This window comes from Pseudomonas sp. R2-7-07, from assembly GCF_003852355.1.
Taxonomy (GTDB): domain Bacteria; phylum Pseudomonadota; class Gammaproteobacteria; order Pseudomonadales; family Pseudomonadaceae; genus Aquipseudomonas.
In genome coordinates this window covers 3,657,250-3,679,329 of record NZ_CP027759.1, presented here as the reverse complement: position 1 = coordinate 3,679,329, position 22,080 = coordinate 3,657,250, and the positions used below count along the sequence as shown (strand labels likewise).

At 64.0% G+C, this 22,080-nt stretch carries 19 protein-coding genes; 15 read left to right on the top strand and 4 right to left on the bottom strand.

Annotation, left to right across the window (positions count from 1 at the left end):
* Position 1 precedes the first annotated feature (1 nt).
* From C4J86_RS16765 to C4J86_RS16750, 4 genes are all read right to left on the bottom strand, one after another.
* The gene (locus C4J86_RS16765) at positions 2–1,360 is read right to left on the bottom strand and encodes a hypothetical protein (protein WP_124367584.1); all 1,359 of its coding nucleotides are present in this window, start codon (positions 1,358–1,360) and stop codon (positions 2–4) included.
* Positions 1,357–4,932, bottom strand: coding sequence for a hypothetical protein (locus tag C4J86_RS16760; RefSeq protein ID WP_124371226.1), 3,576 nt, complete (start codon positions 4,930–4,932; stop codon positions 1,357–1,359). The genes C4J86_RS16765 and C4J86_RS16760 overlap by 4 nt, the downstream gene beginning before the upstream one ends.
* A gap of 2 nt (positions 4,933–4,934) precedes the next feature.
* The gene (locus C4J86_RS16755) at positions 4,935–5,870 is read right to left on the bottom strand and encodes a hypothetical protein (protein ID WP_218567877.1); all 936 of its coding nucleotides are present in this window, start codon (positions 5,868–5,870) and stop codon (positions 4,935–4,937) included.
* Between the two features lie 100 nt (positions 5,871–5,970).
* A complete protein-coding gene (locus C4J86_RS16750) occupies positions 5,971–6,306 on the bottom strand; it encodes a hypothetical protein (RefSeq protein WP_124371224.1) in 336 nt (111 codons plus the stop codon).
* Between the two features lie 663 nt (positions 6,307–6,969).
* Here C4J86_RS16750 and C4J86_RS16745 point away from each other — a divergent pair.
* The 15 genes from C4J86_RS16745 to C4J86_RS16675 all read left to right on the top strand — a co-directional run bounded on the left by C4J86_RS16745 (position 6,970) and on the right by C4J86_RS16675 (position 22,075).
* Entirely contained in the window at positions 6,970–8,637 is a 1,668-nt protein-coding gene (locus tag C4J86_RS16745) for a GspE/PulE family protein (protein ID WP_124371223.1), read from the top strand.
* A complete protein-coding gene (gspF, locus tag C4J86_RS16740) occupies positions 8,634–9,830 on the top strand; it encodes a type II secretion system inner membrane protein GspF (protein ID WP_124371222.1) in 1,197 nt (398 codons plus the stop codon). The genes C4J86_RS16745 and gspF overlap by 4 nt, the downstream gene beginning before the upstream one ends.
* 19 nt (positions 9,831–9,849) lie before the next feature.
* The gene (gspG, locus tag C4J86_RS16735; RefSeq protein ID WP_124363483.1) at positions 9,850–10,260 is read left to right on the top strand and encodes a type II secretion system major pseudopilin GspG; all 411 of its coding nucleotides are present in this window, start codon (positions 9,850–9,852) and stop codon (positions 10,258–10,260) included.
* 7 nt (positions 10,261–10,267) lie between these two features.
* A complete protein-coding gene (locus C4J86_RS16730) occupies positions 10,268–10,693 on the top strand; it encodes a GspH/FimT family pseudopilin (protein WP_124371221.1) in 426 nt (141 codons plus the stop codon).
* Positions 10,690–11,022: a type II secretion system protein gene (locus tag C4J86_RS16725; protein WP_124363481.1), complete on the top strand. Its 333-nt coding sequence runs from the start codon at positions 10,690–10,692 to the stop codon at positions 11,020–11,022. Before C4J86_RS16730 ends, C4J86_RS16725 begins: the two co-directional genes overlap by 4 nt.
* Entirely contained in the window at positions 11,019–11,627 is a 609-nt protein-coding gene (locus tag C4J86_RS16720; protein WP_124371220.1) for a prepilin-type N-terminal cleavage/methylation domain-containing protein, read from the top strand. The genes C4J86_RS16725 and C4J86_RS16720 overlap by 4 nt, the downstream gene beginning before the upstream one ends.
* Positions 11,624–12,325: a general secretion pathway protein GspK gene (locus C4J86_RS16715; RefSeq protein WP_124371219.1), complete on the top strand. Its 702-nt coding sequence runs from the start codon at positions 11,624–11,626 to the stop codon at positions 12,323–12,325. Before C4J86_RS16720 ends, C4J86_RS16715 begins: the two co-directional genes overlap by 4 nt.
* Positions 12,322–13,314 (top strand): type II secretion system protein GspL, encoded by a 993-nt coding sequence (locus C4J86_RS16710; protein ID WP_124371218.1) that lies wholly within the window; start codon positions 12,322–12,324, stop codon positions 13,312–13,314. The genes C4J86_RS16715 and C4J86_RS16710 overlap by 4 nt, the downstream gene beginning before the upstream one ends.
* A complete protein-coding gene (gene gspM, locus C4J86_RS16705; protein ID WP_124371217.1) occupies positions 13,289–13,891 on the top strand; it encodes a type II secretion system protein GspM in 603 nt (200 codons plus the stop codon). Before C4J86_RS16710 ends, gspM begins: the two co-directional genes overlap by 26 nt.
* Positions 13,888–14,388, top strand: coding sequence for a general secretion pathway protein GspN (locus tag C4J86_RS16700; protein ID WP_124371216.1), 501 nt, complete (start codon positions 13,888–13,890; stop codon positions 14,386–14,388). The genes gspM and C4J86_RS16700 overlap by 4 nt, the downstream gene beginning before the upstream one ends.
* Before the next feature lie 5 nt (positions 14,389–14,393).
* The gene (gene gspD / locus C4J86_RS16695; protein ID WP_124372449.1) at positions 14,394–16,520 is read left to right on the top strand and encodes a type II secretion system secretin GspD; all 2,127 of its coding nucleotides are present in this window, start codon (positions 14,394–14,396) and stop codon (positions 16,518–16,520) included.
* A 462-nt stretch (positions 16,521–16,982) separates the two neighbouring features.
* Positions 16,983–19,376, top strand: coding sequence for a TonB-dependent siderophore receptor (locus C4J86_RS16690; protein ID WP_124371215.1), 2,394 nt, complete (start codon positions 16,983–16,985; stop codon positions 19,374–19,376).
* Positions 19,377–19,395: 19 nt separating this feature from the next.
* Entirely contained in the window at positions 19,396–20,367 is a 972-nt protein-coding gene (locus C4J86_RS16685) for an amino acid ABC transporter permease (protein ID WP_124367572.1), read from the top strand.
* The gene (locus C4J86_RS16680; RefSeq protein WP_124371214.1) at positions 20,360–21,133 is read left to right on the top strand and encodes an amino acid ABC transporter ATP-binding protein; all 774 of its coding nucleotides are present in this window, start codon (positions 20,360–20,362) and stop codon (positions 21,131–21,133) included. The genes C4J86_RS16685 and C4J86_RS16680 overlap by 8 nt, the downstream gene beginning before the upstream one ends.
* An 18-nt stretch (positions 21,134–21,151) precedes the next feature.
* Entirely contained in the window at positions 21,152–22,075 is a 924-nt protein-coding gene (locus C4J86_RS16675) for an ABC transporter substrate-binding protein (protein WP_124371213.1), read from the top strand.
* Positions 22,076–22,080 lie beyond the last annotated feature (5 nt).

Genomic DNA, 22,080 nt, shown 5'->3' with positions numbered 1-22,080 from the left:
ATCAGACCGTCACGAACAGGGCCAGGTGATCGCTGGTGGAGCGGATGTGCCCCATGTTTCGCCAGCCACGGAAACGTTGCCGGTCGCCAGCGGCGAATGCCGGCGCCGGTGATGGCGGCCAGCCGAGCGGAGGCGCCTGGAAATCGCTGGCGATGGCCACCATGCCCACGGGCGCACCGCCAGGCGCGGGGTTGACCACATTCAGCGGCGTGCCGACCACGGTGTTGGCGATGGTGAAGTTCCCGGCCGCGCCGCCACGCACCAGGATGTTGTCGATCGAATACAGGTTGCTGCTGCTCGACGAGCCGATGTAGCGGTAACCCGGATAAGGCACGGCGCCCACGTTGGTCGACCAGAAGATCGTCGATTTCTTGCTCTTGAGGTGGGTGGCGAAATAGCCCATGTAGGCATCCAGGGCCGGAGGCGGGGCCGCAGCCGGTGGCTGCAGTTGCAGGGCGTACCCCAGGCCCGTGAGCGGGGCGTAGCGCAGTGGATCATTGCCGGTCTGGCTCAGCAGGTTGACATTGAAATCACCGGTGATGACCCGGGTTTCCAACGCGCCCAGGGCGGCGCTGATGTCACGCACGTTGGCCAGACCGTTGAGGTAGGCATTGGCCGCCACGTACTGCGGCGGCGAATGGATGGCAAACAGCGTGAGGTTGCGCTGCACCACCACGGGCGGGCCGTCGACGGTTTCACAGAACGTCACCATATAGGGTTCGCGCAGGCCGCCATAGTTGAGGGGCGCGCCGAGGTTATCGACGAAATCGACCCGCGCCGCGCACCGGCTTTCGGACAGGTTGCCGGGGTTAAGGGCGGCAGGGGGAATAGCGCGACCGGCGACGGTAAAACAAGCGTTGGTCTGTAGCGGCGGGTAGTTGCCGGCGGCGGGCGCGGGCAAAACGGTGGGGTTGAAGCTGATGCCATTGCCCGCTGGTGACCAGGCGTTGGGGCCGGTGAACAAGCGCCTGCCGGCCGCCACGCCGGGGCCCGCCGGGATCACCGGTTTGTAGAACACCGCGACGCCCTCGGCTCGCCCGGCCTGGCCGACCACCAGGGGCGGCACCAGGTTCCAGGCAAGGCCGGTCAGGTTGCGGATGCGCAACAACAGCTCCACGCAACCTTGCCAGCCGCCGGTTGGGGAAATCAGTGAGCCTGGGCCGTGGCTCGGGCCGCTGGCGGTCTCTACCACCACGAAGATGTCCGGGTTGAAGGCGGTGATATGGGCCAGGATCAGCGCCAGTCGGTCCGCAGCGTTCAGGTCGGGAATAAACGCCCCGGCGCGGTTCCGCTTGGTGCTCAAGGGGCGGATCTTGTTATAGCCGAAGCTCTCGATGTTCCAGTACAGGACGCGCGTCATGAGGCGATCTCCGATGGCCCGGTCAGTGCCGGATGCGTGGACGTATCCGGCGTCAGGGCCAGCAGGCGTTCGGTGTCGCTGTCCGGATCTTTGACGTAGGCGGCATACCAACCCAGGCTGCCGGAGGACCGAGGGTCGCCAAACAGGAAAAACTGCAGGGTCGCCCCTGGGGGCAACTTGGCGATGCCGAGGATCTTGATGCCGATATCGGTCAGTTGCAGGTTGAAGAATTTCGCTTGCGGATCGGGCTGTCCTGGGATGGTCTGGTAGAGCAGTTTGATCGGTCCGGTGGACACCTTGATGATTCCCTGCAGGGAAAACACGCTGGCGGATGGCGCGGCGCCCGGCAGGCTCAAGCCAACGAACAGCATGGGGTTGGCGTCGGTGCTCTGGCTGTCGGGCGACCAGGCAACCAACAGGTCGGACTCGAAACCAGCGCCCGAGACCAGGGCGCCGGGCGATCCCATGGTGACTTTGTAGACAATGCCCGACCAGGCTCCGGACATAGGCTTGAGCGACAGGTTCTCCGGCAGGACCGGGAGAAAACCGTAGTCCGCGGGTTTCTTCTGTTCCGGCGCCTGGATGAATTGCTTGAGCTGCAGGGTCAAACCCTTGTAGAGGCTTTTGCCGCGAACCTGGCTGGTGACCGGATCGAATCCCAGGTTGCCGGGATTGAAGCTGAAGCTCACGGCGTTGGGTGTGGCGCTGGGAAAACTCATGCCGATCTGCAGGTTGGTATAAGCCAGGCCCTCGTTGCGCGGACTGCCGTCTTCGCTGCCAAAGGACAACAGGTCGAATGGCCCGGAGGAGGTCTCGAGCAGGGCGAAGTCCAGCTTGCCCCACAACAGGAAACGACTGGCGGTGGTGACGCCGCTGTCCGGGCTGCCCAGGGTGTTGAACTGGATGCGATTGACGGATGCTGCCGGCAGCACGTTGCTGTCCAGGTTGAACAGGTAGCTCTGGCTTTGTTCGAAGACATAGGTGGTGGTGTCGTTTTGTTGCAGGGCGCTGCCGTCGAGGACCATGGCATTTACGGCACTCGGATTTTCGGCGCGTCGTGTGGCCTGGATCGCTGAACCGAACAGGCGGTCCAGGCTCAGTTGGATGCGACTGTTGAAGGTCACCAGCCTGGACTGACGAAACAGTGCCTGGAGCTGCAGGACGCTGAAGGCATAACCTTCGGTCGTGGCCAGGGCGATGGGCATGTCGGCGTCCGCGCCGTTGGCCCGGGCCTGTTCATAAGCCGGGTTCTGATAGTCGATCAGTCCGAAGAGGTTGGAAATGCCCTGGATATCCAAGGTGTCGTCCTGATGGCTGATGCGACTGACGCTGGCGCCGAAGTGGTGGGCGAGAAAGCGGCTGTAATCGATGCCGGCGGCGATCCCGGCCAATTGCTCGGGGAGGCTGTCCAAGGGCAGGTCGGCGTTGAGCACCATAAAGCCTTTCCATTCGGGGTCGTTGACCTGGGCGACGAAGTCCGCATAGAGGCTGTCCGGTGTTGCGGCGGCCTTGAGCTCGGCGGCGCTGATGAAGTCCTGCAGCCACTGGGACAAACCGGTGTAGGCCAGGGTCTCAAGCCCCGGCATCAGGTCTGCGGTTTTCGAGAACGTCTCGGGCAGGGTCCAGCGGTTGGGATTGTCGATGCGCTCTTTCAGGCTGCCACTGCAATATTTCATGATCAGCACGTTGCGGTAGCTGGTGGTTTGCACGCCGGCACCGATATTGGCGATGAAGTGCCAGCCGGCGATCTCCAGGTGGTTGCTGAACGTTGCGCCCTGGGTGAAAAACGGTTGCGGGTTGACGCCGACGAGAAATAACTGATTGGTTTGCAGCGCCTCGTGCAGTGCCTCGGTGGGCTGTTCGAAGGCAAAATCCAGCATGCTCTCGGCAGATTTCGAGCGTGCCAGCAGCACTTTGCGGTAGCCGATACCGTCCGGGTCCAGGTCCACCAGCAAGCCTTGCGGTGTGGTCGCCCGGTCGGGTTTTTCGGCCGCGCCAGCCGGGGCCCGTTGCAGGCGTTTGAGCCGTGCGGCCCGCCTGCCCGGCAGGGTGGCGGCGCTGATCAGGCTCTTGCGCGAGGCCGCAAGAATCTCGCTCTCGAACTGGGTCAGGTTGACGCCCGGTGTATTGGGCATGCCGGCATACGGCACCAGGGGGAAGGCGAAGCCGGGGGTTTGCGGGAGCGGTGTGCGTGGCGCGGCGGGGGCCAGCATCACGGTGGCGCCAGCTGCGGCGGCCTGGCCATAAAGCGGGCTGCCGTCGGGCTGTGCGCTGTAGGCCGGGATAGAGGCGCCGGCAATCAGGCTGCTCCAGGAGGTCCGGTAGTCGCCGGTCAGCAGGGCGGTGACCGCGCCGCTGGTGGGGGACACCAGGCTGCTGGTCGGGAATGGGAAGACGGGTGCATACGCCGATTGAGCGGCGAGCAGGCGTATGCGGTCATTTTCGGTGGGGCTGGCCGCAGGATTGTAGTTGGAAAAGCTCAGCCATTCGGTACCGAAGATGCCGCACAACAGCGATTGCCCGACGGCGGCGGGAAGGGTCGGCACACTTAAGCCATAGTCACCGCTCAGGGTGAGGCTGTAGCTCGCGCCATCATCACAGAACACCAGGCTGGCCGCGTGGGGCAGGGGCCAGCCATTGGCATCGAGGCCATTGAGCGGGACCAGATTGATAGGGTTGCCGGCAGTGCTGCGCCATTGACTGGGCAGCAAGGTGCTGCCGGCAGCGGCGAAGGCCAGGCCGGTTCGGATCAACCCGGCGGCCAGTTGCGTTGCACTGATGTGCTGGTTCAGCCGGTCCAGCGGGTCGAGGACACCGCCCATGTTCAACGTGGCCGGCATGCCGATCGGGTTGAACACCGGGTAGTTGAGCAGGGTGTTGCCGTTCCCGGTGTTGACCACATAGGCAAAGCCGGTCTGGAAATACCGCAGCGCAGCCACAGGGTTGTAGGTCAAGGCATAAACCAGGCTTGCGGCCTGGCTACCGTCCAGCGGTATATAGGCCAACGGCTGCAGCGGGGGAGTCAGTTGCAGGCCGCTGTCTGCCTGCAGTTTGTCGTTGAAGCCCATGCTGATCCCGGTACTGGACTTCAGGCGCAACGCGTTGAGGTCGGCATCGTATCTGACGAAGGTGCCGAAGTTGATGAAGAAGGTCAGGCGGTCGCCGAGCTTTATGTTGAGGTTGTTCTGCACTTGGCAGGACGTCCCCAGGCTGATGCGCAACCCATAGTCGTTGAAGCGTTTGGGCGCCGGCAGGTTGCTGCCCGGCAACCAGAGCAGCGCCCTGCCGACGAAGTTGCGCTGCTCGACGGCAAACAGAAAGGCATAGAGGGCGGTGACGAAAGCCGACGGGTCGCTGCGTAGGCTGACCGGCTCGCTGGGGGCGAACAGGTAATGGCCGGCCTGCTTATCGAACGCATCGGCAGGGCTCAGGCTGGCCGGCAAATCGGCTGGTAGGGTGCCTTGGGGCATCACGTAGCCGCGCCAGCCATAACCACTGTCATCGGGCAGGGCATAGGCCGCGCTGTTGGCAATTTGCTGATAGTCGGATGGGGTGGTGGCGCGGCTGGTCATGTCTATCCCCTGCAATTGTCGGCACGGCCACGAATCCACGACCAGTCGGCGATGCTGCCGGCGTAGTGGTTGGGCAGGTTATGGCCGGACTGGAAAGTGCCATCGAGGCTGAGCTGCCCCCGCTGTTCCTGGGTGGCGGGACGAAACGACAAGGCCCCTCCCTGGATATGCACCGGCCCGACGCTGGATTTGCGCAGGGTCACGGGGGTGGCGGTAGCCATGACGGTGTAGCGGTCGATCAGGTTCGTGGCGTAGTAGAAACTCACTTGGGCCGTCAACGCGTTGCTGCTGTCGGGTTTGTAGGGATCAAGCAGTTCCACGGTCACTTGCAGGTCCGGCAACAAGGGTTGGCGGTAGTGGGCAATCACGCTGGTGGTTGGGCTCTGCCAGCGGATAAGGTCGCCGCGATAGGCTTGCGCGCTGTCCTTGTTGTCCTCGTGCGTGCCTTCGATATTGAAGTCGGCGAGCACATGCGAAGTGTTCGGAGGGGCACAGAAAAATGCGCCCAGGCTGCCACGTATGCGTTGCCCATCGCTGGCCAGGTCAAAGGTGGCAGTGGGTGTGTCGGCCGTCATGCTCAACCCGGTCAGGCCAGCGCCGCCCATGGACAGTTCGGCGTTCACCCGGGCCTCGCGACTGTCGACGACCAGAACGAACAGCACCGGACCCACCTGACGGCTGACGCTCATGCCGGGCAGCAGTATCGGCCCTGGCAGGCAGGGTGCCGGGGTCGCCGAAGAGGCGGAAGGAGCGGGAACAAGGTCGGCGCAGCCCGAGGTCAGGGAGGCGTACTCGACGCTGGAAAAAGTATGGCTGAACCCGTCAGGCGAAGCCGTCGGCGCATGTCTGCCGGTCGCCATTACCCACAGGATGCTTGCCAGAATCGCGCCCAGTGTTAACCAGCAAACCCGGGTATAAAGCATCCGATGCTTTGTCACGGGAGGGTACCGTCCATGTCCCGTACTGCGTTAATGAAACCGGCGTACGTGCGCGTCCGCCGGCTTCAAGGATGGGGTCTGGCTAAAGAACCCGTATGGATCAGGAAAGGCTGAATGTACCGATGTTGGTGCTGGTGAAAGGCGTCTCGGAACCGCTGTCGACGATGACGCCAGTGAACAGGATGCTGAACCCCGCGCCGACGTTTTGCAGCGTCACCTTGGCGCCCGCGCGCAGGATCACCGGTCCGGCAGGGGCGTCGGCGGAGAGCGTTTGCGTTGAGGCAGTGTTATTGACTTGGGTAGCCCACAGCAGGTTGTTCTGGTAGTTGAACGTGACCTTGGTGGTTTCGTTGGGATCGCCGTTATACGTGGTCACGGAGTTGCAGTTGATGGTGAGGGGCGTGGTGACGGTATTTACCGAAGTGAAGGCGTTCATTTTGAATATCCTTTTCCAGTGTTGGTCATGATCCAGGGAGCTGAATCGAGTGAGAGTCTAGGCGTGCTTCTTCGCCTGTAAAGGCAGGGCGTAAACAGAATTTGGTGCATTTTTTCGCCAGTTTTGCGACGAGCGCGTGGCTTGCTTAGCGTCCAACTGACTGTAATCAGATGGCTTTTTGGAATGGGGCAGGGTATGGCTAAATGCCTCTAATAGCGTTTTATAAGCATCGTTAGGCCGAAATAGTCGTTCGATCAGTTCCCTGGGCATGCCCATGCGAAAAAGCAGTATTGGCCATGGAAGAGGCGGTAAAAATCCTTTCCCGGCGATACACCTTCGCGCGTGGTGCCGGAGTAAAACGCTTGCCTGTTTTTCCTCGCCGGTTATTTAAGGGAAAGTGTGTGAATAATTAAGGCGTATGGCTATTTGCAACCAGTGGCAATTGGCTGCCAACGCTCTAAATCAGTGCATTCAGCAATGTTTTGTATTTATATTTCCCTCGCACAGGAACTAGCGCTATAACTTCCAGTCGATACCCCCGGCTAACTCCCGGCAGGGCTATGGCGAACTAATGGCATTGTTCGGTAGTTCCAAATAGCCATACTTCTCGCCCTATCAGATATCACATTCATTATGTCGTCAGCCCCCATCAATGCCTGCCAGATGCCTGTCCCGCACACCGAGCAGGTGTGCGCATGGTTGATGGCGCATGCAGGGCTGAAGACCGTCGACCTGGACCGCGCCAGACGCTTATCCACCGAGGGTAGCGACCTGCTCGGTCTGCTCACGCGCCTGGGGTTGGTCAGCGAAATCGAACTGGCCCGCGCCTGGGCCGCCTTGCTCGATGCGCCGCTGGTGCACGCCGATGCGGCGCCGCCGTTGCTCGACCCTATGCCCGCGCTGACCGAGCGCTTCATGCGCCACTACCAGCTGGTGCCCATCGGTTGGGCCGATGGCGGGCTGCGCGTACTCGCGGCCAACCCGGCCCAGCTGTATCCATTCCAGGCCCTGGCCTATGCCTGCCAGGTGCCGATCTGGCTGGCCATCGGCCCGCGCACGGAAGTCGACAGCCTGATCGAGCGCTACTACGGCCAGGGCCGATCCGCCATGGGCACACTGGTGGAGAACCTGGGCGAGCAGGGCGGTGCGCTGGAAGATATCGAGCACCTCAAGGACATGGCCTCCGAAGCGCCAGTGATCCGCCTGGTCAACCTGATCCTGCAGCGCGCCGTGGAGCAGCGCGCCTCGGATATTCACATCGAACCCTTCGAACACCAGCTCAAGGTGCGCTACCGCATCGACGGCGTGCTGCACGACGCCGAGGCGCCGCCGGCCAGCTCCTCGGCAGCGGTGATTTCCCGGGTGAAGATCATGGCGCGCCTGGATATTGCCGAGCGCCGCCTGCCCCAGGACGGTCGCATCATGCTGCGTATCCAGGGCAAGGAACTGGATTTGCGCGTGTCCACGGTGCCCACCGCTTTCGGCGAATCGGTGGTGATGCGCTTGCTCGACCGGCAGACCGTGCAGTTCGATTTCCCCAGCCTGGGTTTCGATGGTCAGCGCCTGGCCACTTTTCTTGAACTGCTGGAACGGCCCCACGGCATTCTGCTGGTGACCGGGCCGACCGGTTCCGGCAAGACCACCACCCTCTACACCGCGTTGTCGCGCCTCAACACCCCTGAGCGCAAGATCATCAGCGTCGAAGACCCGGTCGAATACCAGCTCGAAGGCATCAACCAGATCCAGGTAAAACCGGCCATCGGCCTGGACTTTGCCGGTGTTCTGCGCTCCATCGTGCGCCAGGACCCGGACGTGATCATGATCGGCGAAATCCGTGACCTGGAAACCTGCCGCATCGCCATCCAGTCCGCACTCACCGGCCATCTGGTGCTGTCGACCCTACACACCAACAGCGCCGCTGCCAGCATCACGCGGCTGCTGGACATGGGCGTCGAAAGTTACCTGATTGCCTCGACCGTCAGCGGCATCCTTGCCCAGCGCCTGGTGCGCCGCCTGGACCCGGCCACCCGCGTCGCGTTCGAAGCGCCAGCCGCGTTGATCGAAGAACACGGCCTGGACCGTCTGACCGACCAGCGCCCGATCCTGCTCTACCACGGCGATTACCATGGCCGCAGCGCCCTCACCGAGTTGCTGGTGATGAACGATGAAGTGCGCGGCCTGTTGATGCGCCACGCCGACGCCGCTACCCTCGAGCAAGCCGCTCGCCGCGCCGGCTTGCGCACCTTGTATGAAGAGGGCTTGCGCCAGGCGCTGGCCGGCGTCACGAGCCTGGAAGAAGTGCTGCGCGTCACCCGTGGGGAACCGGCGTGACGCTGTTCAAGTTTCGTGCGCTCGACAGCCAGGGTGTCGCCCACAACGGCACCCTGCAAGCCAAGGACCAAGCCGCTGCCGTCGCCGCATTGCACAAGCGCGGCCTGCTGCTGTTGCAGATCGAGACAGCGGGCCGGCCCCTGTTGAGCCCCGCGCGCGGAGCATTGAAAGGCGCGGGCCTGGTCAGCTTCACGCAACAACTGGCGACCTTGCTCGGCGCCGGCCAGCCCCTGGAACGCTGCCTCGGCCTGCTGCTCAAGCAGCCCGGCTCGCCCCAGGTGCGCGGTTTGATCGAACGCATCCGCGACGAGGTCAAGGCCGGCAAACCGTTATCGGCCGCGCTGGAACAGGAGGGCGGCAGCTTCTCGCCGCTGTACCTGAGCATGGTGCGCGCCGGTGAGGCGGGCGGCGCGCTGGAGCGTACCCTGCGCCAGCTCAGCGACTACCTGGAGCGCAGCCAGCGCCTGCGTGGCGAGGTGATCAACGCGCTGATCTACCCGGCGTTCCTGGTGGTGGGCGTGCTGGGTTCGCTGGCGCTGTTGCTGGCGTACGTGGTGCCGCAATTCGTGCCGATTTTCCAGGACCTGGGCGTGCCGATCCCGCTGATCACCGAAGTGATCCTGGGGCTCGGCGAGTTTCTCGGCGCCTATGGGCTACTGGTGCTGGCCGGGTTGATTGCCCTGCTGTGGGCGCTGGTCATCGGCCTGCGCGACCCGCGCCGCCGCGAGCGCTGTGATCGCCGCGTGCTCGGCCTGCGCGTGCTCGGCCCGCTGCTGCAACGGGTCGAAGCGGCACGGCTGACGCGCACCTTGGGCACCTTGCTCAGCAATGGCGTGGCGCTGCTGCCGGCGCTGGTGATTGCCCGGCAGGTCTGCAGCAACCGTGCGCTGCAGGCGCAGGTGGCGATGGCCGCCGAATCGGTGAAAGCCGGTGGCAGCCTCGGCCAGGCGTTTGGCGGCCAACCCTTGCTGCCCGAACTGGCGCTGCAAATGATCGAGGTCGGTGAACAGGCCGGTGAACTGGACAGCATGCTGCTCAAGGTTGCCGATATTTTCGACGTCGAGGCCAAGCGCGGCATCGACCGATTGCTCGCCGCACTGGTGCCCACCCTGACCGTGGTCATGGCGGTGCTGGTGGCGGTGATCATGCTCGCGATCATGCTGCCGCTGATGAGCCTCACCAGCCATATATGAACTTCAAGGAGCTATAACGATGAATGCCCGACGCCGCCAAAGCGGTTTTACCCTGCTGGAAATGCTTGCCGTGATCGTGCTGCTGGGCATTGTCGCGACCATCGTGGTACGCCAGGTCGGCGGCAATGTGGACAAGGGCAAGTACGGCGCGGGCAAGGCCCAACTCGCCGGCTTGAGCATGAAGATCGACAGCTACGCGCTGGACGTTGGCTCGCCGCCCACCAGCCTGCAACAACTGGTGGACAAGCCCGCGACGGCGTCCGGTTGGGCCGGGCCCTACGCCAAGCCGTCGGAATTGAAAGACCCGTTCGGCCACGCGTTCGGCTATCGCTTTCCCGGTGAGCATGGCGCCTTTGACTTGATCTTCTACGGCCAGGACGGCCAACCCGGCGGCGAGGGCTACAGTGCCGACCTGGGCAATTGGGAATAAGCGGCCCATGGCCCAGCGTGGATTTACCCTGCTGGAAATGCTGGTGGTGATCCTGCTGATCAGCCTTGCTGCCGGCTTGCTCAGCGTCGGGCTGCGCCAGGGCCTGCAAGCGGCCAAGGAGCGTCGGGTGGTCGGGCAGATGGTCGAGGCGCTGCGCACCACGCGGGCCGGGGCGATTATCAGCGGCCAGGCGGCGCGTACCGAGTTCGATCTGCCCAACCGTGCGTTCAGCGCGCCTGGCCGGGCGCCGCTGCACTGGCCGCAAGCGCTGCAACTGAGCGTGCACACCGCCGAGCAGGCCGGCTCGGCGGTTGAGTTCTACCCTGACGGCAGTTCCACCGGCGGCAACCTGTTGTTGGTCAGCGGCACTCGGCGCTGGCGCATCGATATCGGCTGGCTGACCGGCAGCGTGCAGTCCAAGGCGTTGCCATGAAGCGCCAGGCCGGTTTCACCCTGCTCGAAATGCTCGCCGCCCTGACCCTGCTGGCGGTGTGCAGCAGCGTATTGCTGGTCGCCTTCGGCCAGAGCGCGCGTTCCCTGGCGCAGGTGGCGCGCAGTGATCGGCTGGCGCATGCGGCGCTCACGGTGCTTGATCAGGAAACCGCCGGCCGCCTCGACAGCGGTGTGCGCCAGGGCGAACTGGATGGCATCCACTGGCAACTGACCCTCAGCCGCCAACAGCCGCAGCTGTATCGCCTCGACCTGACCGTCAGCGAAGGCCCGCACCAGGCGCATTTCAGTACCTTGAAGGCGCGCCTGTGAAGCGCCGCGAGCAGGGCTTCACTTTGCTGGAAATCCTCGTGGTACTCAGCTTGCTCGCAGTGCTGCTGGTGCTGGTCGGCGGCGCCTTGCTGGGCGCCAATCGTGCGGTGACCAAGGCCCAGCGCTACACCGTCAGCCTGGACGAAATGCGTGCCGCCCAGCAGTTCCTGCGCACCGCCATCAGCGAGGCGCTGCCCCTGGATGTGACGGAAGACGACAGCCAGGCCGAGGGCTTTTTCAGCGGCACGGCCGAGCGCCTGCAGTTTGTGTCGACCTTGCCCGGTGTGCTCGGCGGCGGTATCCAGCGCTTTACCCTGCAGCAGGTCGACCAGGCCTTGCAGGTGCAGTTCGCACAGTTGGAATCCCACATCAATCCCGCCCGCGTCGAACCGCAGGTGCTGCTCAACCATGTCGAGCAGCTGCAGTTCAGCTACCGCGGCCTGTCGCCCCTGGGCCAGCCGACCGGTTGGGTCGCTGACTGGCCCTGGCCGAGGCGCTTGCCGTATGCGGTGCGCATCGTGGCCAACGTCAACGGGCCGGTGCCGTGGGTCACCCAAGTGATTGCGCTGCGCCTGAACCTGTCCAGTGGGAGCCTGGAAGAATGAAGCGCCAGCGCGGTGCGGCGTTGCTGCTGGTGCTGTGGGTGCTGGCATTGCTCAGCGTGTTGCTCGGCGGCCTGGCCGGTTGGGTGCAGTTGCAAAGCCGCCAGGCCCTGTGGCTCAAACAGCATACCCAGACGCAATTGGCGGCCCAGGCCGGCATCGCCATGGTGATGGCGCAACAGCACTGGGTGGCCGATGGGCGCGCTATGGCGCTGGGTTTTGACGACGCGCGGCTGCAGGTGAGGCTGCGCAGCGAGCGCGGCAAGTTGTACCTGATCAACGCCTCGGCCGATGACCTCACGCGCCTGGCCCTGGCCTGCGGCGCCACGCCGGTCCAGGCGCAGCAATGGGTCAAGGCACTCGAGGCCCGGCGTACACAAGGCCTGGCGCCGTTTCGGGTGCTCGAAGAAGTGCGTCAGCTGCCGGGCATGACCCAGGCGCTCTACAGCCAATTGCTGCCCGAAATCACCTTGTGGAGCGACCTGGATCGACCCGATCCGGCGTTCGCCAGCCCCTTGATGCGCAACGCGCTCAACCTGCCAAGCCGCAATGCCGAGGGCGCCGACCCCGGCCAAGTGGTGGAAATCGACAGCCGCGCCGAGCGCCCCGGCGGTTATCAGGCGCGCGTGCGCATCACCGTTTCACTGAGCCCAGCGGAGGACAGCGCACAGCCCTATCGGGTGCTGCGGTGGCAAGAATGAATCGACTCGAACCTATCGCCCGCCATTGGCGCGGCAGCCTGGCCCAACAGGCCTGGCGCCTGTGGCTCACGGAGCTGCGCGGCTGTGTGCCGGGCTGGCTGGCACTCAAGGAACCGCCGGAGCGCATCCATCACTGGCCGCTGAGCGCGCCGGTCGATGCGGGCCATGCGCGCCAGGTGCTGATGCTCGGCCCTGACGACGTGCTGCGGCAAACCGTGCACCTGCCCCTGGCCGCGGCGCGCAACCTGGCCAATGTGGTGGGGTATGAACTGGACCGCTATACCCCGTTCGATGCCGAGCAGTTGTACTTCGTCGTGCGCCAGGAACAGCGCACCGCTACGCACCTTGAGGTGACGCTGGTAGCGATCCTGCGCGAACGCCTGAACCAGATTCTCGCCGACTGCGCCACCCTGGGCCTGCGGCCTCATCGGGTGGATGTGGCAGGCATGGGCATCGATCTGTTGCCCGCTGGCCTGCGCCCGCGTCAACGCGCACAGGGCTTAGGCTTGCAACGCAGCCTGCCGTGGCTGTGCGGCGCCTTGCTGATCGCGGCGATGCTGTTGTGGCTCAACGACCGCCAGCGCGTCCTCGATGCCATGCAGCACAGTGTCCAGCAACAAAAAGCCCAGGTGGCCCAGGTGCATGCCCTGCGCCAGCAACTGCTCAACACCCAGGGCGCGGCGCAGTACCTCACGCGCCGCAAACTGGCGCAGCCGCCCTTGGCCGGGCTGCTGAATGACTTGACCCGCTGCCTGCCGGCCGACACCTGGCTTGAGCAATTGGACGTCAAGGACGGTGAGATTTCCATCGCCGGTCAAAGCGCCAAGGCCAGCGGCCTGATTACCCGGATCAAAGGCTGCCACCGTTTGGAAAACGCCCAGTTCGAAGGGGTGATTCAACCCGATGCGCGCACCGGCAAGGATCAGTTTGCCCTGCGTGCCCACTTGCGCCAGGAGGCTGCCGATGCGCCGACCCCTCACACCCCGTGAACGTCGCGGAGCCGCCTTGCTGGTGCTGGCCGCTGTGCTGGGCGCAGCCTACTGGCTGTTGATCGACAGCTGGTTCGCCGGGCCGCTGCGCAGCATGGGTACCCACGCCGAACAGTTGCGCGAACAACAGCAACGCTATGCCAGCCTGTTGCGCCAGGGCGATGCACTGCGCCAGCAGCTTGAGCAGGCACGGCAGGACCCGGCCAGCAGCGCCAGCCTGTTGCCGGGGGACGACTCCGACGTGGTCGCCGCCGACCTGATGCAGCGCCTCGCCGACCTGATCGCCAGCCAGGCCGGCCGTGGCGGCGGTTGCAGCCTGACCCAGCGCAAGCCCATCACCGCGGGGCAAGACGCTGGCGAGCCGTATCGCCAGGTCAAGGTCAGCCTGACCCTTGAGTGCGCCATCGAACCGTTGACCGCGATTCTGCATGCGCTGGAGTATCAGCCGCCGTATCTGTTCGTCGATGAGCTGCGCATCCGGCGCAGTCGCGAGGCGCCCGCACGGGGCGGGGCGGGCAAGTTGGTGGTGAACCTGCTGGTACGCGGCTACTTGCAACCGGCGCGGGTGGCACCATGAACGGCACACTGCGCCCCTTGGAGTGGGGCTTGCTCGGCCTGGCCGGGCTATTGGGACTGTTGATGGCCGTGATCCTCAGCAGCATCGGCGATGAACCGCAGTGGTTGCCCGAGGAGCCCGCGCCGGTGCAGCCCGCCGTCAACCTGCAGGCGCCGCCCACGGTGGCCCTGGCCGACCTCGCCGGTACCTGGCAGGCGCCGCTGTTCAGCCCGGATCGCAGCCCTGACCGTGTGGCGGGCAAAGCGCGGGTCACCAGCCTGTCCAGCCTGAGCCTCAGCGGCATCTTGATCACCGGCAACCTGCAAATGGTCATGCTTAAACAAGCCGACGGCCCACCCCTGACGGTGCGCCTGGGCCAGAGCCTGCCCAACGGCTGGCGCCTGGAACACCTCACCCCGCAATCGGCGCGCTTCGCCCTGGACGGACGCACCCAGACCCTGAGCCTGTACGGCAAGCGGTTGCCCTCGATTTCTCCTTCTCGCGAGCCCCTCCCTTGATTGATATGCGCACCCCGTTGTTTTGCCTGGCCACCACCGTCGCCCTCGGCGGCTGCGGTGCGTTGCCCGACCGCCTCGACCCGGATAAAGAACTGCTCCACGAAGCCCTGCAGGGCACCGGTTCGCAACGCCCACCCAGCGAAGCGCCCGTGCTGCAAAGCCCCCAGCCCGAGGCGAAGTCACCCGCGCCGCGCCAGTTGATTCGCGGCAACCAGCAGTTCCTGCGCGCGCCTGCATCAACGCCTGCGTTGAAGGAGGCGGGCGGCGACATCGTGTTCAACTTTCAGGACCAGCCCATCGAAGCGGTGATCAACAGCGTAATGGGCGACCTGCTGCACGAAAACTACAGCATCGCCCAAGGCGTGAAGGGCAACGTCAGCTTCTCCACCTCCAAACCGGTGGATAAGCAGCAGGCGCTGTCGATCCTCGAAACCCTGTTGTCCTGGACCGATAACGCCATGATCCGCCAGGGCAACCGCTATGTAATCCTGCCGGCCAATCAGGCGGTGGCCGGTAAGCTGGTGCCGCAGATGCGCGTGGCGCAGCCCGCCAGCGGCCTCTCGGCACGCCTGTTCTCGCTGCGCTATATCTCCGCCACCGAGATGCAGAAACTGCTCAAGCCCTTCGCCCGGGAGAACGCCTTCCTGCTGGTGGACCCGGCGCGCAATGTGCTGAGCCTGGCCGGCACGCCGGAAGAACTGGCCAACTACCAGGACACCATCGACACCTTCGATGTGGACTGGCTCAAGGGCATGTCGGTGGGCGTGTTCGGCCTGCAACGCGCCTCGGTGGCCGAGCTGATGCCCGAGCTGCAAGCCATGTTCGGCGCCGACAGCGGCACGCCCCTGGCGGGCATGCTGCGGTTCTTGCCGGTGGAGCGCACCAACTCGGTGGTGGCGATTTCTTCCCAGCCCCAGTACCTCAGCGAAGTGGGTGACTGGATTCGCACCATCGACGAGGGCGGCGGCAATGAGCCGCAGATGTACGTGTACGACGTGCGCAACATGAAGGCCGCGGACCTGGCCAGGTACCTGCGGCAGATCTACGGCAATGGCGCGATCAAGGACGACACCCCGGCCAAGGTCGCGCCGGGGTTGCGCACCACTACGCTGTCCTCGTCCACCAGCGCAGGGCTGCAGGCCAACACCCCCGCGCCCGCCGCCGAGGAACCCACGCAGGAGAGCAGCGAGGAGACCCCGGCGGCGCCGATCAGCGACCTCGAAACCGGCACCCGTATCACCGCACAAAAAAGCAGCAACCAACTGCTGGTGCGCACGCGTCCGGCGCAATGGAAAGAAATCGAAGCGGCGATCAAGCGCCTCGACAACCCACCGCTGCAAGTGCAGATCGAGACGCGCATTCTCGAAGTCAAACTGACCGGCGAACTCGACCTTGGCGTGCAGTGGTACCTCGGCCGCCTGGCCGGCAACTCCACCAGTACCACGGTCGCCAACGCCTCCGGCAGCCAGGGCGCGTTGGGCGGTGGCGGGGCAGGGTTGGGGGCGGCGGATTCGTTATTCTATTCCTTCGTCAGCTCCAACCTGCAAGTGGCCCTGCATGCCCTGGAAACCAACGGCCGCACCCAAGTGCTGTCGGCGCCGTCGCTGGTAGTGATGAACAACCAGCCGGCGCAGATTCAGGTGGGGGACAACATTCCCATCAGCCAAACCACCGTCAACACAGGTGACGCCGATACCACCTTGAGCAGCGTCGAATACGTGCAGACCGGCGTGATCCTCGACGTGGTGCCGCGCATCAATCCGGGCGGCCTGGTGTACATGGATATCCAGCAGCAGGTCAGCGATGCACAGAGCGCGGGCAGCGACAGTGAAACGCCGGTCAATCCACGGATTTCCACGCGCTCGGTATCGACCCAGGTCGCCGTGCAAAGCGGGCAGACGGTGTTGTTGGGTGGGCTGATCAAGCAGGACAACGCCGAGAGCGTCAGCGCCGTGCCGTACCTGGGCAAGATTCCCGGCCTGCGCTGGTTGTTTGGCAACACCAGCAAATCCAAGGACCGCACGGAGTTGATCGTGCTGATTACCCCACGGGTGATTACCAGCAGCAGCCAGGCACGGCAGGTGACGGATGATTACCGCCAGCAGATGCAGCTGTTGCGGCCCGTTCAGTAAACGCCGTACCCATGTGGGAGGGGGCTTGCCCCCGATAGCAGTGGATCAGCTGTGGATGCAGTGACTGACACTCAGCTATCGGGGGCAAGCCCCCTCCCACATTTGAATCTCTGTATGTCTAAAATATTATTTATATGAATAAAGATATTTATAAATAATGAAATTAACAAATATTAGCTTATGCCCAAATAGCATTATATTTTTGAAATTCATTCCGTTATGTTTGGTCTCAACAGCCTACCCCAAACCCCGGATGGTACCCAGCGTGATTCAGATTCTGCGCACCTGACCGGGTAATCCCCGGCAGCAGAATCGTTGGAACGGAGTTCAACGTATGTTGCCCCTTCAAGCCCCTCGCTCGCCCCACACCTAATTCAAACCGCACCCACACCTTGAACACCGGCCATGCCGCGTCTGGCGCGTGCCTGCCCGACCCTGCGATTTGAAAAACCGGGATCAGCGATGAAGCATGTTCTACCCCCCACCGCAGCCTTGACCTTGTCCCTGCTGGCCGCCGCGGCCCAGGCCCAGGGCGACAGCACCCTGTCCACCGTGGTCGTCACCGGTAACCGTGGCGCCGAGCAACGCACGGTCACCAGCAGCCCGGTGCCTATCGATGTGGTCAGCGCCAAACAACTGCAAAGCACCGGTAAACCCGGTTTGATGGAAGCGCTCAGTGCGGTGATTCCATCGCTGACGCTACCGGAAAAAACCGGCTGGGACGCCAGCGGCATTGCCCGCGCGCCCAACTTGCGTGGCTTGAGCGCCGCCGAGGTGCTGGTACTGGTCAATGGCAAGCGTCGTCATACCAGCGCGACCCTGAACATCAACGGCATCAACACCGGCGCCGCACCGGCTGACCTGGACCTGATCCCCATCAGCGCCATCGACCATGTGGAAGTGCTGCGCGACGGCGCCGCCGCCCAGTATGGTTCCGACGCCATCGCCGGGGTGATCAATGTGATCCTCAAGGCCGACACCAGCGGCACCTCGATGACCAACGCCGGCCTTGGCTATGACGGCAAGAAGCAGACCGTGCAGCAAAGCCTCAACAAAGGCTTTGAAATCGGCGACGGCGGCATCGTGCAACTGGCCCTGGATGCGCGCAGCCAGAATGACGACAACAAGGCCAGCGCCAACGGCTACAGCTATGAGCAAGCCTACGGCCTGGCCGGCAAGTCCACTTACGGCGGCTACGGCACGCCCAAGACCAACCTGCTGACCCTGGGCTACAACGCCGAACTGCCGATCGACGACAGCCTGAGCCTGTACTCCTTCACCACTTACTCACGGCGCAAGGCCGAGCAGGGCCAGAACTTTCGCCTGCCGACCATCACCAACACCATCACCACCGGGCCCAACGGTTATCCGGCCGGCTACACGCCCACCTGGTACATCGACGAAGACGATTTCCAGGCCGCCTTCGGCGGCAAAGGCACCGTGGGCGAGTGGGACTGGGACCTGTCCACCACCTACGGGCGCAACGAAGCGGAGCAGGGCACCACCCATAACCAGAACCCGTCCCTGGGCGAGGCCACGCCGAACAGCTTCACCTCCGGCACCTGGATTTCCACCGAGCTGACCACCAACCTGGACTTCAAGCGCGGCTTCGATATCGGCCTGCAAAAGCCGTTGGACCTGTCCTATGGCCTCGAGCACCGGCGCGACACCTATGAGGTGCAGGCCGGTGACTACGCGTCCTATGCCAACGGCGGCTACTGCGTGGCACCGGGCAATTGCGCGTCGTCCGGGGCCCAGGTCACCAACGGCATTTCCCCGGACGAAGAAAGCACCGCCTCGCGCAACAGCGTCGCCGGTTACGTGGATGCGAGCTTCAACCCGCTGCCGGACTGGTACGTGGGCACCGCCGTGCGTTATGAGCATTACAACCAGGGCGTGGGTGCTACTCGCAGCGGCAAATTGACCACGCGCTACGACTTCACGCCGCAATTGGCCGTACGCGCCACCGTGAGCAATGGCTTCCGTGCGCCGTCCCTGGCCAACAGCCTGTTCAGTGCGCGCTCGACCACCTATGGCGTGGTCGACGGGGTGTACCAGTCGATCAACTACGGCGTACTGCCAGTCGGTTCGGCGGCGGCCAAGGCGTTGGGCGCCGAGGACCTCAAGCCCGAACGCTCCACCAACTTCAGCCTCGGTTTGACCCTCACCCCCACCGACCGCCTGAGCTTCACCGCCGATGCCTACGTGATCAACCTGCGCGACCGCATCACCCTCACCGGCACCTTGCTCGGGCCGGAAGTCACCCAGGTGCTGCAGAACAACGGCGTCAACTCCACCTCTGGCGGCCAGTACTTCATCAACGGTGCCGACACCCGCACCAAGGGCCTGGACCTGGTCAGCAGCTACAACCACGACCTGGGCGCGTTCGGTGCCGTGAAGTGGACGGCCGCGTTCAACTGGAACCAGACCAAGATCCTCAATTACAAAGAATCGACCGCTATCCTCGGCACCTCCTACGAGCTGATGGACCGCGAGGCGCGCAACCTGATCACCGACGTGCAACCCAACACCAAGCTGATCCTCGGCGGTGACTGGAGCATCGGGCGCGTGAACCTCAACCTGGCCCTGACGCGCTACGGCGCCTACAAGGAAGTCAACGCCTCGGCCAATCGCGACCTGGACCGCGTCTACAGCGCCAAATGGATCACCGACCTCGACCTTGGCTACAACCTCACCAAAGACCTCAACCTGGCCATCGGCGCCAAGAACCTCTTCGACATTTACCCCAAGAAACAAGGCGTGCCGAGCAGCACCATGCTCGCCAGCTACGGCACCTATTCGCCCTATGGTTTTACCGGCGGGTACTACTACACCCGGCTGACTTATGCCTTCTGAGGCCTGCGAGGAATAGAACATGCCCATTGTCGCCAAACCTTACGACCTGATTGATGAGGTCAACCATTACCCGATCCGCACGCGCCGCGCTTCCACGCCGATCAAAGCCCTGCAGGTGGTGCCGGCCCGGCATCCATGGCGCTGGGCCGGGTCGATCTTTGCCGCGCTGGTGCTGCTCGCCATCGTGCACTCCCTGGCCACCAACCCGCGTTGGGAGTGGGGCGTGTTCGGCCAGTGGTTCTTCTCGCCGTCGGTGCTGCGCGGCCTGGGGCAGACCCTGTTGCTGACGCTGCTGAGCACGCTGTTCAGCGTCATTCTCGGCACCGCGCTGGCCCTGGCGCGGTTGTCGGGCTCGCCGCTGCTGGCGGCGTTGGCCTGGGGTTATATCTGGTTCTTCCGCTCGATGCCGGCGCTGCTGGTGCTGATCATCCTCTACAACTTTGCCTACCTGTACGACCACATCGTGATCGGCGTGCCGTTCACCGAGCAGGTGTTCGCGCAATGGTCCACCGTGGATGTGCTCAGCCAGTTCACCGTGGCGGTGCTGGGCCTGAGCCTGATGCAGGCGGCGTACGCGGCGGAGATCATCCGCGGCGGTTTGATCGGGGTGGATGCCGGCCAGCATGAAGCGGCGGCGGCATTGGGACTGCCGGCCTCGCGGCGGATTTTCCGGATCATCTTGCCCCAGGCCTTGCGCTCGATTCTGCCGTCGGGTTTCAACGAGATCATCGGCCTGGTCAAGGGCACGTCCATTGTCTACGTGCTGGCCCTGCCGGAGCTGTTCTACACCGTGCAGGTCATCTACAACCGCACCCAGGCGGTGATCCCGCTGCTGATCGTGGCCACGGTGTGGTACCTGATCATCACCACGGTGCTGACCAGCGCCCAATACTACGTCGAGCGCCATTTCGCCCGTGGCACCGCGCGCGTGCTGCCGCCGACACCGCTGCAACGCCTGCGCTTTTGGCTCAAGGAGAAATCCCATGGCTGAAGCACGCGCAGGACGCATCCAGATCCAGGGCGTGGGCAAGCGGTTCGGCAACCAGCAGGTGCTCGATAACATCGACCTGACCATCGATCCGGGCAAAGTCACGGTGATCCTCGGGCCCTCCGGCTCGGGCAAATCCACCTTGCTGCGCACCATCAATCACCTGGAAAAGATCGACAGCGGGCATATCACCATCGACGGCGAGTACGTCGGCTATCGGCGCAAGGGTGACCTGCTCTACGAGCTCAAGGAGCGCGAAATTCTCAAGCGGCGCATCGACGTGGGCTTCGTGTTCCAGAACTTCAACCTGTTCCCGCACCTCACCGCCTGGGAAAACGTTGCCGAAGCGCCGTTGGCCCACAAACGCTGGAGCAGGGCCGAAGCCCAGGGCAAAGCCGCCGAACTGCTGACCAAGGTCGGCCTGGCGGACAAGCTCAAGGCCTACCCACGCCAACTCTCCGGCGGCCAGCAACAGCGCGTCGCCATTGCGCGTGCCCTGGCGCTGGACCCCAAGGTGTTGTTGTTCGACGAACCCACCTCGGCCCTCGACCCGGAGCTGGTGGGCGAAGTGCTCGACGTGATCAAGGGCCTGACCCGATTGGGCGCGACCCTGGTGATCGTCACCCACGAAATCGGCTTTGCCCGCGAGGTGGCCGACCATGTGGTGTTTCTCTGCGACGGCCAGTTGATCGAAGAAGGCCCGCCCGAACAGATCTTGCGCCAACCCCGACATCCCCGCACCCAGGCCTTTCTCGGCAAGGTGCTTTAGTTCAAGGAGTGACTGCCCATGTTTAACCATCCCCTGCGCGTGGCCTTGCTGGCGCTTGCCGTCGGCACCGCACAACACGCGTTTGCTGTGCAGCAGGTCGACCTCAGCCCCGACCGCCCGCGCATTCATGCGCCCCGTAACGAGGCGGCCATCGCGCAAATCCCGCCGGGCTTCAAGTTCGCCCAGCCGGGCAAGTTCACCGTGGCCGTGTCCGGTGTGGCCGGGCCACCACTGGCGCTGCTGGCCAGCGATGACAAGACCACCATCGGCAGCGAAGCCGACACCGCGCAGTTGGTCGCCGACAGCCTCGGCCTGCAACTGAACGTTGTGCAGACCAGTTGGGAAGACTGGCCCCTGGGCGTCAGTTCGGGCAAGTACGACGCGGTGATCAGCAACGTCACCGTGACCGAGGCGCGCAAGAAGCGCTTTGACTTCGCCACCTATCGACAGGACGTGCTCGGGTTTTACGTGAAGAGCACCAGCCCGATCAGCGAGATCAAACAGGCCGCCGACATTGCCGGGCTGAAGATCATCGTCGGCTCCGGGACCAATCAGGAAAAAGTCTTGCTGGCGTGGAACGAGGCCAATGAAAAGGCCGGCCTCAAGCCTGCACTGTTGCAGTACTTCGACGACCAGGCCGCCGCGCAGCTGGCGGTGCAGTCGGGGCGCAGCGATGCGTTGTTCGGGCCCAACTCGGTGTACGCCTATTCGGCGGCAATCACCGGCGGCATCAAGCGCGTCGGCACCGTCAATGGCGGCTGGCCGTTGCAGGCGGATATCGCCGTGACCACGCGCAAGGACAACGGCCTGGTCAAGCCGATCCACACCGCCCTGGAAGGTGCGATTGCCGGAGGGCAATACGCGCAGGTGCTGCAGCGCTGGGGGCTGGATGTGGAGCGCGTCGATGCATCGCTGATCAACCCACCGGGCCTACCGGATTAGGAGTC

Coding starts and splice junctions, on each gene's coding strand:
- C4J86_RS16765 (WP_124367584.1), bottom strand. CDS start 1,360: ATGACGCGCGTCCTGTACTGGAACATCGAGAGCTTCGGCTATAACAAG.
- C4J86_RS16760 (WP_124371226.1), bottom strand. CDS start 4,932: ATGACCAGCCGCGCCACCACCCCATCCGACTATCAGCAAATTGCCAAC.
- C4J86_RS16750 (WP_124371224.1), bottom strand. CDS start 6,306: ATGAACGCCTTCACTTCGGTAAATACCGTCACCACGCCCCTCACCATC.
- C4J86_RS16745 (WP_124371223.1), top strand. CDS start 6,970: ATGCCTGTCCCGCACACCGAGCAGGTGTGCGCATGGTTGATGGCGCAT.
- gspG (WP_124363483.1), top strand. CDS start 9,850: ATGAATGCCCGACGCCGCCAAAGCGGTTTTACCCTGCTGGAAATGCTT.
- C4J86_RS16730 (WP_124371221.1), top strand. CDS start 10,268: ATGGCCCAGCGTGGATTTACCCTGCTGGAAATGCTGGTGGTGATCCTG.
- C4J86_RS16725 (WP_124363481.1), top strand. CDS start 10,690: ATGAAGCGCCAGGCCGGTTTCACCCTGCTCGAAATGCTCGCCGCCCTG.
- C4J86_RS16715 (WP_124371219.1), top strand. CDS start 11,624: ATGAAGCGCCAGCGCGGTGCGGCGTTGCTGCTGGTGCTGTGGGTGCTG.
- C4J86_RS16710 (WP_124371218.1), top strand. CDS start 12,322: ATGAATCGACTCGAACCTATCGCCCGCCATTGGCGCGGCAGCCTGGCC.
- gspM (WP_124371217.1), top strand. CDS start 13,289: ATGCGCCGACCCCTCACACCCCGTGAACGTCGCGGAGCCGCCTTGCTG.
- C4J86_RS16700 (WP_124371216.1), top strand. CDS start 13,888: ATGAACGGCACACTGCGCCCCTTGGAGTGGGGCTTGCTCGGCCTGGCC.
- gspD (WP_124372449.1), top strand. CDS start 14,394: ATGCGCACCCCGTTGTTTTGCCTGGCCACCACCGTCGCCCTCGGCGGC.
- C4J86_RS16690 (WP_124371215.1), top strand. CDS start 16,983: ATGAAGCATGTTCTACCCCCCACCGCAGCCTTGACCTTGTCCCTGCTG.
- C4J86_RS16685 (WP_124367572.1), top strand. CDS start 19,396: ATGCCCATTGTCGCCAAACCTTACGACCTGATTGATGAGGTCAACCAT.
- C4J86_RS16680 (WP_124371214.1), top strand. CDS start 20,360: ATGGCTGAAGCACGCGCAGGACGCATCCAGATCCAGGGCGTGGGCAAG.
- C4J86_RS16675 (WP_124371213.1), top strand. CDS start 21,152: ATGTTTAACCATCCCCTGCGCGTGGCCTTGCTGGCGCTTGCCGTCGGC.